We start from the raw sequence: 13889 nt of genomic DNA on the forward strand, positions 1-13889 counted from the left end.
CGGGGAGGAAATAAGATGAATCGTTGGCATTTTCTTTTGGCCGCCAGCACGGCTCTCGCCGGATGCACGACGGCGTCGCCACCACCCGCACCACCAGTATCCGATGCGGCGCCCGCCGTCCCAACTGCCCCTGAAGCGCCGCCCGCGCCCAAGGCGGAGATTGGTGCTTTTGGGTTCGACGAGGCGGGGATGAACCGCGCGGTCGCAGCTGGTGACGATTTCTATCAATTCGCCAACGGCACCTGGGCCAAGAATACGACCATCCCGTCGGACAAGTCGAACTACGGCATGTTTACGGCCCTGCAGGACAAGAGCCAGCAGCGCGTCCGCGACCTGCTCGACGCTGCCAAGGACGATAGCGGTAGCCGGGTCGGCGTCGCATATTCGAGCTTTCTCGATGAGGCAGCGGTGGAATCGAAAGGTCTTGCCCCGATCAATCCCTGGCTTGCCGAAATTCGCGCGCTCAAGGACCGCAGCGGCTATGCGGCGCTTCAGGCGCGCGCCGCCCGCAACGGCGTGACCGGCCTGTTCGCCGGCGGAGTCGCTCAGGACGACCGTAACAGCGAGGCTTATATTACCGGCCTCGGCCAGGCCGGTCTCGGCATGCCCGACCGCGACATGTACCTGGTCAATGAGCCTAACCTGGTTTCGCTGCGCGCCGCCTATGTCGACCATTTGACGAAGATGCTGACCTTGGCCGGCGAGCAGAATGCCGCCGCGCGAGCCAAGGCGGTGATGGCTTTCGAAACCAAAATCGCCCAAGCCTCCTGGACGCGCGAGGACGTCGGCGACGCTACCAAGACCTACAACCGGATGACTCGGGCCGAGCTCAAGAAGCTGGCGCCTGGCTTCGATTGGGCGAGCTATCTTTCGAGCCGTGGCATCAACGCCAACGAGCTGCTGGTCGCCGAACCGAGCGCATTCAAGGCGATTGCCGCCTTGTCGGCGAAAGCGCCGCTCCAGGTGCTCAAGGACCAGATGATCGTCCAGTCGCTGGATACTTATTCGGACGTCCTGCCGAAGGCGATTACCGACGAAAGCTTCGCCTTCTACGGCACCAAGCTCAACGGCACCCCGGAGAATCAGCCGCGCTGGAAACGTGCGGTCGATTTCACCACCAACATCCTCACCGACGAAGTGTCGAAGGTCTATGTGACGAAGTGGTTCCCGCCGGAATCCAAGGCCGCGATGCAGCAGCTGGTCGGCAATATCGTCGCGGCGATGGGCCGCCGGATCGACAATCTCAGCTGGATGGCGCCCGAGACCAAGGTCAAGGCCAAGGCCAAGCTGGCCGCCTTTACCCCGCGCATCGGCTACCCCGACCAATGGCATGACTATACCTTCGACGTCCGCCGCGACGATCTGTTCGGCAATGCATGGAGAGCCAATCAGTGGGCGCACGACTGGAACATCGGCAAGCTTGGCAAGCCGGTGATGCGCTGGGAATGGGGGCTCGATCCGATGACGGTCAACGCCCAGGCCAATTTCCAGCTGGTCGCGATCACCTTCCCGGCGGCGATCCTCCAGCCGCCTTTCTTCGACCCGAACGCCGATCCGGCGATCAATTATGGCGGCATCGGCGCGGTGATCGGCCATGAAATGAGCCACCATTTCGACGACCAGGGCTCGAAATATGACGCCCACGGTAATCTCACGGACTGGTGGACGCCCCAAGACGTCAAGAATTTCAAGGCACTCAGCCAGAATCTGGTCAAGGAATATGACGCATATGAAGTGTTCCCCGGCGCGCATGTGAAAGGTGAATTCACGCTCGGCGAGAACATCGGCGACCTGGCCGGCATCCTTTCCGCCTACGACGCATACCAGCTGACGCTGGGCGGCAAGGAAGCGCCCGTGATCGACGGCTTTACCGGCGACCAGCGCTTCTATTTAGGGTGGGCCCAGGTCTGGCGGCGCAACTATCGCGAAGCCAACCTCCGCTCCCGGTTGCTGACCGATCCGCATGCGCCGTCGATGCAGCGCTCATGGATCGTGCGGAACTTCGATCCATGGTATCCCGCGTTCGGCGTGCAGCCGGGGCAGAAACTGTATCTGACCCCGGAACAGCGCGTCCGCATATGGTGAGCCTTGTTATACGAACAGTTCGACCTTGCTGAAGCCGAGCCTCTGAAAGGCAACCTGCGCTGGCTTGTGCCGGCGCTGGTTGCCGCAGCCGCGGCCAGCGGGGCGCTGCTCTTTTTCCTGATCGGGCAGCAATTCTACGGCGCGCTGTTCCTGGCTGGCTTTGTCGCCATGCTGGTCGCTGCGTTCATTTTCGACCGTCGCGGGGCGAAGCGGGTCGAAACGCCGCCCGTGATTTTACCGGACCTGGCACTGGTCGGGTCGGCGCTGAGCCTGGCAAGCGATCCGACGGCGCTGACCGGCGCGGAAGGTGCGTTGAGGTCGGTCAACCCGGCCTATAAGGCGCGCTTCGGGCAAAAGTCGCCGATCGAACTTGGCAAGGGCAAGCAGGGGGCCAAACTGCTGTCCGAGCTCACCGAAGCCGCATTGCAAGATGGCGAAGCCACGACAGCGGACGTGCCGCTGACCGGCGGTCCGGTGACCGTCAGCGTGAATCGTGCCGGCGTTGACGGCGACCTGCTCCTTTGGCGATTTGTCGGAGCAGCGCCGACCGACGTGCTTGCGGTTGCGGCCAAGCGAGTATCGGGTGCAACCGGTGAGCGCCTGGCCGCGGCGGGGGTCATGGCTGCGCTGATCGACGCCAAGGGCCGGCTGTTGGCCGCCAATGGCCTGTTTAGCGATCGTGCGCTGACGGCGGTGCCGGCCAAGGACAAGGCGCCGCTGTTCGCCGACTTGATCGAGACCTCGACCGAGGGCGCCATCCGGTTGCTGACCGAGGGCTCCGACGGCCGGCCGCTTCGCATGGTCAGCATCCCGCTCGAGCCTGGCGCTGACAAGGGCGCGGCGACATTGCTGATGTTCGACTGGGAGGAGGGGCCAAGCCTTGCCAGCTCGTCCAACGTCCAGATATTGCTGGAAATGCTGCCGATCGGGCTGGCGCTGGTCGATCGCGACGGCCGCTTTCTGACCATGAACAACGCCTTTCGCGTGGCCGGTGGCATCGGCAATGCCGAGATGCCGTCCTACCCCGGTGATTTGGTGGTCAAGGAAGACAAGGCGGCGGTGGCCGACGCGGTCCGTCGCAACGCCCGCGGTCCGTCGATGTCGCAGGACCTAGCGGTGCGGCTCGCGGTCCAGCCGGCCGAGCCGGTGGCGATGACTGTCGCCGGCCTGCGCGGCCTTGGCGATGCCGCGGTGCTCCTCCTGCTCAAGGACAATAGCGAGGAAGCCAAGCTCAAGCGGCAGATCGCCCAGGCGACCAAGATGCAGGCAGTCGGGCAGCTGGCCGGCGGCGTGGCCCATGACTTCAACAATATCCTGACCGCGATCATCGGCCATTGTGACCTGATGCTGATGCGGCACACGCCGGGCGACACCGATTACGACGACATCCAGCAGATAAAATCGAACTCCAACCGGGCTGCCGGCCTGACCCGCCAACTGCTGGCCTTTTCCCGCCAGCAGACCCTTCGGCCGCAGCTGCTGCAGCTTCCTGATGTCATCAGCGAAGTGTCGCACCTGTTGAAGCGGCTGCTCGGTGAAACCGTCCAGCTGGTGGTCAAGCATGGCCGCGACCTTGGCCCGGTCCGTGCCGACCCCGGACAGCTTGAGCAGGTCATCGTCAATCTGGCCGTCAATGCCCGCGATGCGATGACGTCCAAAGGCGGCGGCGCGCTGACCATCCAAACCTATGCCGTTCGCGCCGACCAGGTGGCCGATCTGGGCAGCGAAATACTCCCGGTGGCCGATTATTCGGCGGTATCGATCGCGGACACCGGAACCGGCATTCCCGCATCGATTTTGAGCAAGGTGTTCGAGCCCTTCTTCACCACCAAGGAAGTCGGCAAGGGAACCGGCCTTGGCCTCTCTACCGTCTATGGCATCGTCAAGCAGTCGGGCGGCTACATCTTTGCCGATTCCAAGGTCGGAGAGGGTACGCGCTTCACCATCTATTTGCCGGTCCACCATGTCGAAGAGGACAAGGAGGCCGGCACGCGGTCCGCCAAGAAGGAAGGCGAGGGCGAGCTCTGGGGCACGGGCACCATATTGCTGGTCGAGGACGAAGCGATGGTCCGTACCGTGGCCGAGCGTGCGCTGACCCGGCATGGATACAAGGTCCTGACCGCCAACAATGGCGAGGAAGCATTGGAGATTATCGAGCGCGGCGATGAAATCGCCTTGCTCATCTCCGATGTGGTGATGCCATTGATGGACGGCCCGACCATGGTGCGCGAGGCACGCAAGACCCGGCCCCAGCTGCCGATCCTGTTCATGTCCGGCTATGCCGAAGAGCAGCTCAGGAAATCGATCGACATCGCCAATGTCGCTTTCCTGCCCAAGCCCTTCTCGGTCCAGGAACTGGCCGAGGCAGTCCGCAAGGCCCTGGTGGGCAATTAGTCCTTTCATCCGGCGGCGTGGCTGCTATTTCCATGTACATGACGGAGCCCCGTTCCATCCTGATCGTCGAAGACGAGCCGCTGATTGCGATGATGCTCGAAGATTTCATCCAGTCGCTTGGCCATCGGGTGAGCGGCAACTGCGACAGCGTCAGAACGGCGCTGAAGGAAGTTGAAAAGGGCGATTTCGATCTCGCTATCCTTGACGTTAATTTGAAGGGTGAGAGCGTCTGGCCGGTTGCGGCGGCGCTGCGCGGACGGGGCACCCCATTCGTGTTGGCCACGGGCGGCCATGTCGATCCGCCTCCAGCCGAATTCGCCAACGTTCCGACTATCGAGAAACCCTATACAATCGATAGGGTTACGCCAATTATTGAGGCAGTTCTGGCCGGCGCCGACCAATAGTTGAACCGATGAATGTTCTACTCTTGTTCTTATGGAACAGATAGGATACGAATAGTTCCTTCAAGGGGGCGATGAGCTTCCGATTGACGAAGGGACAAGGGCCATGGCAGCGCAGCTTAAAGTCGTCGGCTTGGATGGGGATAGCGTGAACACGGATCGTCAAAAGGCATTGGAAGCCGCGCTCGCGCAGATCGATCGCGCGTTCGGCAAGGGCTCGGCAATGAAGCTCGGCAGCCGCGAGAAGATGGAGATCGAGACGGTCTCAACCGGCTCGCTCGGGCTCGACATAGCGCTGGGTGTCGGTGGTCTTCCGCGTGGCCGGGTGATCGAGATTTACGGCCCGGAGAGCTCGGGCAAGACCACGCTGGCGCTGCATGCAATTGCCGAGGCGCAGAAAGCCGGCGGCACCGCGGCCTTCGTCGATGCCGAGCATGCGCTTGACCCGGCCTATGCCAAAAAGCTGGGCGTCGACATTGACGAGCTGATCGTGTCGCAGCCGGATACCGGCGAGCAGGCGTTGGAGATCGTCGACACGCTGGTCCGTTCCAACGCGATCGACGTGCTGGTGGTCGACTCGGTCGCCGCGCTGGTGCCCAGGGCCGAAATCGAAGGCGAGATGGGCGACAGCCATGTCGGCCTCCAGGCTCGCCTCATGTCGCAGGCGCTTCGCAAGCTGACCGGATCGATCAGCCGCTCGCGCTGCACGGTTATTTTCATCAACCAGGTGCGGATGAAGATCGGCGTAATGTACGGCAATCCGGAAACCACCACAGGCGGCAATGCGCTGAAGTTCTATGCCTCGGTCCGGCTCGACATCCGCCGCACCGGCCAGATCAAGGACCGCGACGATATCGTCGGCAACACGACCCGCGTGAAGGTCGTCAAGAACAAGGTCGCGCCACCGTTCAAGCAGGTTGAATTCGACATCATGTATGGCGAGGGCGTCAGCAAGGTCGGCGAAATTCTCGATCTCGGCGTCAAGGCCGGTCTGGTCGAGAAGTCGGGCGCCTGGTTCAGCTATGACTCGACCCGGATCGGCCAGGGCCGCGAGAACGCCAAGCAATATCTCAAGGACAATCCCGACGTCGCCCAGCGGATAGAGAATGCGATCCGTGGGCGCACCGAGGAAGTCGGCGAGGCGTTGATGGTCGGTCCGGACGGAGATGACGACGAGGTGGGAGCGGAGTAATCGAAAGAGAGCAGCCGGGAGCTGTTCTTGGCCGATTGCCGCGGGGCGCTATTTCGACCCGCCTTGGTCGAAGCCTAGGCCTTTAAATGCCGGATGATTGAAGGGCGGAGGGGAATAACTCCGCCCTTTTTCTATCCGCTAGCAAAGGTCCTCGGGCAGCGCTGTCGATTCCCTGGCTGCCTCCTGCTCGTCGGGATCGGCCTCGATCGGGGCGAACAGCCGCTTCGGCTCGGTCAGCACGATCAGCAGGAAGCCAAGGCTGGTGCAGATCGCCGTGCCGACGATGAATGGTGTTGCCGTCCCGTCGAAACTGCGTCCGATCAGAAAGCCGAGGATCGCCGCTCCAAGCGTGCCGGTGACGCCCTGGACCGAAGAAGCGGTGCCGGCGATCGGCGCCATATGCTCCATCGCCAGCGTCCCAAGGTTGGAGGAGGTGAGCGAGAAGCAGGCCATTGTCAGCCCCTGCAAGACAATGAAGCTGCCCAACGTCTCGCCGCCGCTAAGCGCCAGCGTCGCATGGGCAATGGTAACGATCGCCAGGCAAAGCGAGGCGGTGTGGCCCACTCGGCGCAGCCCGAACCGTTCGACGATCCGGCTGTTGAACCAGGACGCCAGCGCCATCGGCGCAGCGATTGCCGCGAATACCAGCCCGATCAAATGCGGCGTCTTGAACACGTCGAAAATAATCTGCTGAATCGACGAGATGTAGGCGATCAGTGCCGAAAAGGTGACGGTCAGCGCCAGGGTGTAACCGCGCGACTGCCGCTCGCGCACGGTTTGGCCGATCGCTCTGGCCATATCGCCAAACTTCAAGGACCGGCGGTATTCAGGATGCAGCGTCTCGGGCAGCCTGAGCGATGTCCAGGTCAGCATGGTGAGCGCATAGGCCGCGAGCACCAGGAAGATTGCCCGCCATGAAGCGACCAGCAGAATTGCCTGGCCGATGTTGGGCGCCAGCACCGGCACCAGCATGAATACCATGAACACCAGGCTCATCACCCGGGCCATGGCTTCGGCTTCGAACAGATCCCGGACCATTGCCACAACGAGCACGCGCGTGACCGCGGCCGAGGCACCCATCGCTACGCGACCGGCAATCAGCAGCGGGAAGCTGCCGGCAAAGGCACATAGCGTCGCGAACACGCCATAGAGGATGATTCCGGCGGCAAGGATCGGCTTGCGCCCGAACCGGTCGGCCAGCGGGCCCCAGAATAGCTGGGTCGAGGCAAAACCGATGAAATAGGCAATCACCACCAACTGGCGGTCATTCTCTTGCGCCACATTGAGCGAACGGCCGATGTCCGGCAGCGCCGGGATCATCGCGTCGATGGCAAAGGCGTTGAGCGCCATCAGCCCCGCGAGCATTGCGGTCATCTCTCGCGATCCGGGCCGCTTCTTATGGTCGTTGAAGGCGGTGTCAAACATCGGACGGCGCTGCTGGCCTATTGCGACGTGCCATGCAACATTCACTTTCGAAGATGCCCGATGCGCGCCCGAAGATCCGGCTGGTCGGCCTGCCGACGGACAGTCATTCCTCTTTCCAGCGGGGGCCAGCAAGGGCGCCCGCGGTTATTCGCGCTGCCCTTGCTTCCGAGCACGCCAACAGCGCCTCCGAATCCGGCCTGGAGCTTGGTATCGACATCATGGTCGATGACATGGGCGACTTGCCGCTCAACGAGGACAAGCTGGATTTGGAATTGATCCAGACTGCCGCACGCGAGGCGAAGATCGGCGGCACTGTCCCGATCTTTTTAGGCGGCGATCATATGGTCAGCTATCCCATTGTCGCAGGCCTGGCGGAAGCGATCGGTCAGGTTAACATCCTGCACTTCGACGCTCATCCCGACCTCTACGACGATTATGAGGGCGATCCGCTGAGCCACGCATCGCCCTTTGCGCGGATCATGGAAAAGGGCTTGGCCAAGCGCTTGGTCCAAGTCGGAATCCGCACGATGAATCGCCATTGCCGAGAGCAGGTTCAGCGTTTCGGCGTCGAGGTGATGGAAATGCGCGACTTCGCCGTGGCCCAGGTGCCGATTCCGGAAGGGCCGCTTTACATCAGCATCGATATGGATGCGCTCGATCCGGCATTTGCACCGGGTGTCTCACATCATGAGCCCGGTGGTCTCAGCGTCCGCGACGTTATTTCGGTGCTTCACCGGGTCGAACAGCCGATCGTCGGCGCAGACCTGGTCGAATATAATCCAGACCGCGATATCAACGGCATGACCGCGGTAGTCGCCGCGAAATTGATAAAAGAACTTGCGGCCCTGGCGGGGAGGAACGGATGACGATGGACTTTTCAAGGCGCGCTCTGCTCGGTGGTGGGACGGCCATTGCCGCAAGTGCGCTCATAGGCCGCGGTTCGGCGGCCTGGGCGGCGGTTCAGGGCGCAGCGGACTTGCCGTCCATTCCGATACCGCCTCCGATCGGGCCGGCCGAGCGGTTGCAACGACTTCGGCGGGCTCAGAAACTGATGGCTGAGTTTGGCTTGGGTGCGGTCGTCGTCGAGGCTGGTCCGAGTCTCGACTATTATACCGGCATTCAATGGTGGCGCTCGGAGCGGCTGACCGCGACTGTCATACCAGTCAAGGGCGACCCGATCGTCGTCACGCCATTCTTCGAAAGACCCAGCATCCAGGAAATGCTGCAGGTCCCGGTTGAGATCCGTACCTGGAACGAGGACGAGGAGCCGCTGAAGCTTGTCGGCGACTTCATCAAGCAGCACGCCAGCAATGGACCGATCGGTTTCGAAGAGACCAATCGCTTTTTCATTCTCGATCGCCTGCGCGAGCAAATTGGAAGCGCGGCGTCAATTGTCAGCGCCAATTGGGTGGTTCGTGCTCAGCGCATGATCAAGTCGCCGGCCGAGATCGCCCTGATGCAGACGGCAGCCGACATTACCGCCGCCTCGCTGCGCTATGCCGGCGAGCGCACGAAAGAAGGCATGACCGCGGCCGAGATCGACGCGATGATCGCAGCCGCCCACAAGAAGCTGGGCGGAAGCTATGACGGCGGACTGGTCCTGCTTGGCGAAGCTGCAGCCTATCCCCACGGCAGCAAGAAGCCGCACGTCGTCACGCGCGGCGAGGTCGTGCTGATGGACGTCGGCTGCTCGGTGCACGGCTATCAATCGGACATTTCCCGCACCTTTATTCTGGGCGATCCGTCTCCCGAAGTCCGCAAGGTTTGGGAGCAGATGCGTCGCGGGCAGGATATTGCGATGGCGGCGGCCAGGATCGGCGCGCCGGCCGGCAGCGTCGATGATGCGGTCCGCCATGCCTATGAAAGCTGGGGATATGGTCCGGGCTACAAGCTACCCGGAACTTCGCACCGGACCGGCCATGGGATCGGCATGGAAGGCCATGAACCGGTCAATTTGGTGCACGGAGAGACGACTCCGCTGGCACCTGGCATGTGCTTCTCCAACGAGCCGGGCATCTACTTGCCTGGCAAGTTTGGGGTACGGCTCGAGGATTGCTTCCACATGACCGAGGCGGGGCCGAAATGGTTTACCACGCCCCCGCCGAGTATCGACCGGCCGTTCGGCTGATCGGCACTAGAAATGATCGTCGATCGGCTTGTCCCGTGCGACGTGCGATGGCGCATGTGCCGGCTCGATGTCGGCCGGCTCTTCCGGATTGAGATGGCCTTCCCAGCGCGCCACCACGCTTGAGGCAATCGCATTGCCGACCACATTGGTTGCCGATCGGCCCATGTCGAGGAAATGGTCGACCGCCAGGATCAGCAGCAGGCCCGCTTCGGGAATGCTGAACATCGCCATGGTCGCGGCGATGACCACCAGGCTGGCGCGCGGAACGCCGGCCATGCCCTTCGACGTGATCATCAGCACCAGCAGCATGGTGATTTCCTGTCCGATGCTGAGGTCGATGCCATAAGCCTGGGCGATGAAAATCGTCGCGAAGGTCATGTACATCATCGACCCGTCGAGATTGAACGAATAGCCCAATGGCAGGACGAAGCTGGCAATCCGCGGCGGGACTCCGAAGCGGTCGAGTGCTTCGAGCGTGCGCGGATAGGCGGCCTCGCTCGAAGCGGTCGAAAATGCGAGCACGATCGGATCGCGAATGTAGCGCAGCAGGTGGCGGGTGCGCGGACCGACGATGACAAAGCAGGCCGCAATCAGCAGCAGCCAAAGGAGTGCCAGGCCGAGATAAAAGCTGCCGACGAATTTGCCGAAGGTATAGAGGATCTCTGGCCCTTTTTCGGCGATCGCACTGGCCACCGCGGTGAAGACCGCGAAGGGCGCGAACCGCATGACGTAGTTGGTGACCTGCAGCATTACGCTCACCAGCGCTTCGACGCCGCGGACAATTGGCTTGCCCTTGTCGCCGACGGCAGTCAGCGCCACCCCAAAGAAGATCGAGAAAATGACGATCGGCAGGATTTCGTTGGTCGCCATCGCGTCAAAAATCGAGGCAGGGATAAGGTGGGTGATGAAATCCTTGAGATTGAATGCCGCCGTCTCGACCCCGCTGGAAGCCGTCACCGGCGGAATTGGCAGGTTGAGGCCGATACCAGGCTGAAGCAGGTTCACCAGAATGAGGCCGAGCGTGAGCGAGACCAGGCTGGCGCCGATGAACCATATCAGTGACCTTAGGCCGACACGGCCGAGGGCGGCGATGTCGCCCATATGGGCGATGCCGGCGACGAGGGTCGAGAAAACCAAGGGCGCAATGATCATTTTGATCAAGCGGAGGAACAGCGCGGTAACGATCGAAAGATAGTCGGCGATTTCCTTGAGTTGGGCCGCCGATTGGGCAGACCCGTCGTCGATCGCCGTGTTTGTTGCCCAACCGGCAACGATTCCGAGGACCAGTGCGAACAATATGTAGCGGGTAAGATTCTTGGCCAAGACGCAGCGCTCCTCAGATGGCGGCGTCACCCAAGCCGCTGACCCGTGCGGCGTCAAGGCTTGCCAACGCAGCAGTCGGCGGGCCATCGGCACCGAATGAACGACCTCGATGGTTTGGATCAACGCTACCGCGCAATCCTGTGCGATATCTGGGGCGTGGTCCACGACGGCGCCCGGATCCTGCCCGGCGTCGCGCAACGGCTGCTGAAATGGAAATCCGAAGGCCGCCGAATCATCCTGGTCACCAACGCGCCGCGCCCTGCCGACACCGTGCAGGCTCATCTCGACGCTTTGGGCCTGCCGCGCGGCGCCTACGACGCCATCACAAGCAGCGGCGAGGCGGGCATTGCCGAGTTGACCGATCCCCCGCGTGCCGTCGGATTTCTAGGTACAGACGACGACCGGTTGGACCTCGTCCGGGGCGGAGTCGTCCTTGCGGCCGATGATTTCACCGAGCTTGCTTGCACCGGCCTCAACGATTGGGGCGATGAACCCGCCGACTATCGGCCGCGGCTGGAGGCGTGGGCAGGGGCGGGCGTTGTCATGCATTGCCTCAATCCAGATCGCATCGTGATCCATTGCGGCCGGCGCGAAGCCTGCGCCGGTGCCCTGGCCGACATCTACGAGCAATTGGGCGGCACGGTTTTATGGTATGGAAAGCCATATCCGGCGATTTACGACCATGCTCGCTCGCTCGCTGGCAACCCACCCAAATCAGCCATGCTGGCAATTGGCGACGGCCTGCCGACCGACATGCTGGGGGCGGCGAGCTACGGGATCGATGCGATCTATGTCAGCCACGGCATCCACGCCGGCGAGCCCGTGCCCGACGGTTTTGCGTCGGGCCACGGGCTGGGAAGCTGGCGGCCGATATTGACCGTTGAAAGCCTGGCCTAGGCCGGCTCGGCCTCGTGCTGCTGGACTACCTTTTCCGCCAAATGCCCGCTTAGCTCAGCCAGATGGTCGAACTCGGCCTCATAACTCGCGAGGCCCTGGCTCATCGACCTCAGCTCCGCTTCGAGCCCGCCTAGTTCGGCTTCGGGGATCAGCGCCTCGATCCGGTCCCAGCCGGCCCAGCCGTCGCGCGGTCCCATGCCGAGCATCTGACCGCGGCGCCCTGCGACCGCCGACGAGACGCGGCTCGTCGCCGAAGCGGGCGTAACCAGCACCAGCTTCTGCACCGGCTCGAGCAGGTGAGGAACGGCGCCGCCAAGCGCTTCCTGCATCGCAACGCGCCCCGCCAGGCGGAACGCGAGTTCGCTTGAATCGACGCTATGGTAGCTGCCGTCGGTCAAGGTCACCGCGACATCGACCACCGGGAATCCGAGCGGGCCTTTCTGCATCGCGTCCTTGACCCCCTGCTCGACGGCCGGGATCCATTGCTTGGGGATCGCCCCGCCATGGATCTTCTCGTCGAACTGGAAGCCTTCGCCGCGCTGCAACGGCCGGATCTCGATAATGACATCCCCATATTGGCCGTGACCGCCTGACTGTTTCTTATGGCGGCCGCGTTGCGTAACCGGCCGGCGGATCGATTCCCGATAGCCGATCGATGGAGCATGGTGCTTGACCTCAACGCCGTAGCGCCGCTTGAGCTTGGCCAGCGCCGTCTTCAAATGCTCGTCGTTGACGCCGCGCAGCCGCATCTCATGGCTCGCTTCATCCTGCTCCAAAGTCAGGCTGGGATCCTCCTCAAGGATACGCGCGAGAGCACCCGACAGTTTGACGTCGTCCTTTCGGTCGGCAGGTTCGATCGCCAGCGCGCAGTTGCGCGAAGGCAGGTCGGTTTCGACCGGGGGCGGCAGCTTTCCGGCACCGAGCCAGTCGCCGGACTTGACCGCATCCGCCTTGGCCACGGCGACGACGTCGCCGTTGGCGGCTTCGGCGATCTTGCTGGTCTTGTCGCCCTGGACCGCGAATAGCGCCCCAAGCCGGCCATGCTCGCCGCTGCTGCTCTTGAAATCGCTATTTTCATGAACCGCACCGCCGACAGCCCGGGTCAGTGCGAGCCGTCCGACCGAGCCGCCATGGTAGATCTTGAAGGCGTATAGGGCAGGGGAATCGACTCCCAACCGGGCCGCGGTTGATTCCGGTCCCGGTGCTTCGTGGCGCAGCGCCTTGAGCAGGCGCCCAACTCCCCAGCCGTTTTGGGCGGAGCCGAACAGCACCGACACGCCGAGGTTGTCGCTCGTCTCGCGGCGGAGGTCCGCGAAGATCGTACCGGGCTCAGGTACCTGGTCCAGCAGCAATTGCTCGAGCAGATTGTCGTCATGGTCGGCGAGCTGTTCGAGGAGCTGGGTGCGGGCCTGGGCCTCGCGCTCTGCCAGCTCGTCGGGAAGGGCGATCGGCTCGTCCTCCTTTCCCGGCGAATAATGATAGGCGCGCTCCAATGCGACATCGACGAAGCCGGTGACCTTTTCGCCGTCGCGGATCGGAATCTGGCGGGCGATCAGAGGCGACACGCTCATCGGCTGAAGCGCGGTCAACAGGTCGCGGATGCGGCCATGCGCCTGGTCGATGCGATTGACGAAGAGGAGGTGGGGGATGCCGAGCTCGTCGAGCATCCTGAGGGCCGGCGCGGCAAGCGCGGCGCGGGCCGGATCCGGATCGACCACGACGATTGCGACGTCGGCGATGGCTACGCCGCGATTGCCGTCGGCTGCGAAACCGATCGAGCCGGGCGCGTCGATGATCGCATATTTGTCGCCGAGGTAGGTGAAATTGTAGAGGTTGGTTTCGGTCGAACCGCCGCGCGAGCGGGCTTCCTCACAGCTGTCGCCGATGCTCGATTTGTTGGCGACGGAACCCTGCCGGTCGGTAGTCTTGCTGGCGAAAAGTAAGGCCTCCGCCAGGCTAGTCTTACCCGCGCCGGCCGGACCGACCAGCGCGATAACCCTCGTGCCCTTGGTTTCTCCAGGCATGCGACTCTCCCTTCCTCCGA

General features: G+C 62.8%; 10 protein-coding genes. 7 read left to right on the top strand and 3 right to left on the bottom strand.

Annotated elements, in window-relative coordinates; all coding sequences use genetic code 11:
* The first annotated feature begins 15 nt into the window (after positions 1-15).
* From LZ518_RS03105 to recA, 4 genes are all read left to right on the top strand, one after another.
* A complete protein-coding gene (locus LZ518_RS03105) occupies positions 16-2085 on the top strand; it encodes a M13 family metallopeptidase (protein ID WP_249914577.1) in 2070 nt (689 codons plus the stop codon).
* 3 nt (positions 2086-2088) lie between these two features.
* Positions 2089-4479 (top strand): hybrid sensor histidine kinase/response regulator, encoded by a 2391-nt coding sequence (locus LZ518_RS03110; protein WP_249914578.1) that lies wholly within the window; start codon positions 2089-2091, stop codon positions 4477-4479.
* A gap of 38 nt (positions 4480-4517) precedes the next feature.
* A complete protein-coding gene (locus LZ518_RS03115; RefSeq protein WP_249914579.1) occupies positions 4518-4883 on the top strand; it encodes a response regulator in 366 nt (121 codons plus the stop codon).
* Between the two features lie 103 nt (positions 4884-4986).
* Positions 4987-6072, top strand: coding sequence for a recombinase RecA (recA, locus tag LZ518_RS03120; RefSeq protein ID WP_249914580.1), 1086 nt, complete (start codon positions 4987-4989; stop codon positions 6070-6072).
* 138 nt (positions 6073-6210) lie between these two features.
* On the opposite strand, the gene LZ518_RS03125 is transcribed toward recA, so the two are convergent.
* A complete protein-coding gene (locus LZ518_RS03125) occupies positions 6211-7497 on the bottom strand; it encodes a multidrug effflux MFS transporter (RefSeq protein ID WP_249914581.1) in 1287 nt (428 codons plus the stop codon).
* A 32-nt stretch (positions 7498-7529) separates the two neighbouring features.
* Here LZ518_RS03125 and speB point away from each other — a divergent pair, with 32 nt between their 5' ends.
* Positions 7530-8363: an agmatinase gene (speB, locus tag LZ518_RS03130; RefSeq protein ID WP_249914582.1), complete on the top strand. Its 834-nt coding sequence runs from the start codon at positions 7530-7532 to the stop codon at positions 8361-8363.
* Between the two features lie 2 nt (positions 8364-8365).
* Complete coding sequence (locus LZ518_RS03135; RefSeq protein WP_249916484.1) at positions 8366-9625, top strand: M24 family metallopeptidase; 1260 nt, start codon at positions 8366-8368, stop codon at positions 9623-9625.
* Between the two features lie 6 nt (positions 9626-9631).
* Here the strand turns inward: LZ518_RS03135 and LZ518_RS03140 are convergent, their stop codons facing one another.
* Positions 9632-10948 carry a dicarboxylate/amino acid:cation symporter gene (locus LZ518_RS03140; protein ID WP_249914583.1) on the bottom strand — a complete coding sequence of 439 codons (1317 nt, stop codon included), beginning with the start codon at positions 10946-10948 and terminating at the stop codon, positions 9632-9634.
* A gap of 96 nt (positions 10949-11044) precedes the next feature.
* Here LZ518_RS03140 and LZ518_RS03145 point away from each other — a divergent pair, with 96 nt between their 5' ends.
* Positions 11045-11845 carry a TIGR01459 family HAD-type hydrolase gene (locus tag LZ518_RS03145; RefSeq protein ID WP_249914584.1) on the top strand — a complete coding sequence of 267 codons (801 nt, stop codon included), beginning with the start codon at positions 11045-11047 and terminating at the stop codon, positions 11843-11845.
* On the opposite strand, the gene LZ518_RS03150 is transcribed toward LZ518_RS03145, so the two are convergent.
* Positions 11842-13869, bottom strand: coding sequence for an elongation factor G (locus LZ518_RS03150; RefSeq protein WP_249914585.1), 2028 nt, complete (start codon positions 13867-13869; stop codon positions 11842-11844). The two genes, LZ518_RS03145 and LZ518_RS03150, sit on opposite strands and share 4 nt — an antisense overlap.
* Positions 13870-13889 lie beyond the last annotated feature (20 nt).

The sequence above is a fragment of the Sphingomonas brevis genome (assembly GCF_023516505.1).
GTDB classification, from domain to species: domain Bacteria; phylum Pseudomonadota; class Alphaproteobacteria; order Sphingomonadales; family Sphingomonadaceae; genus Sphingomicrobium; species Sphingomicrobium breve.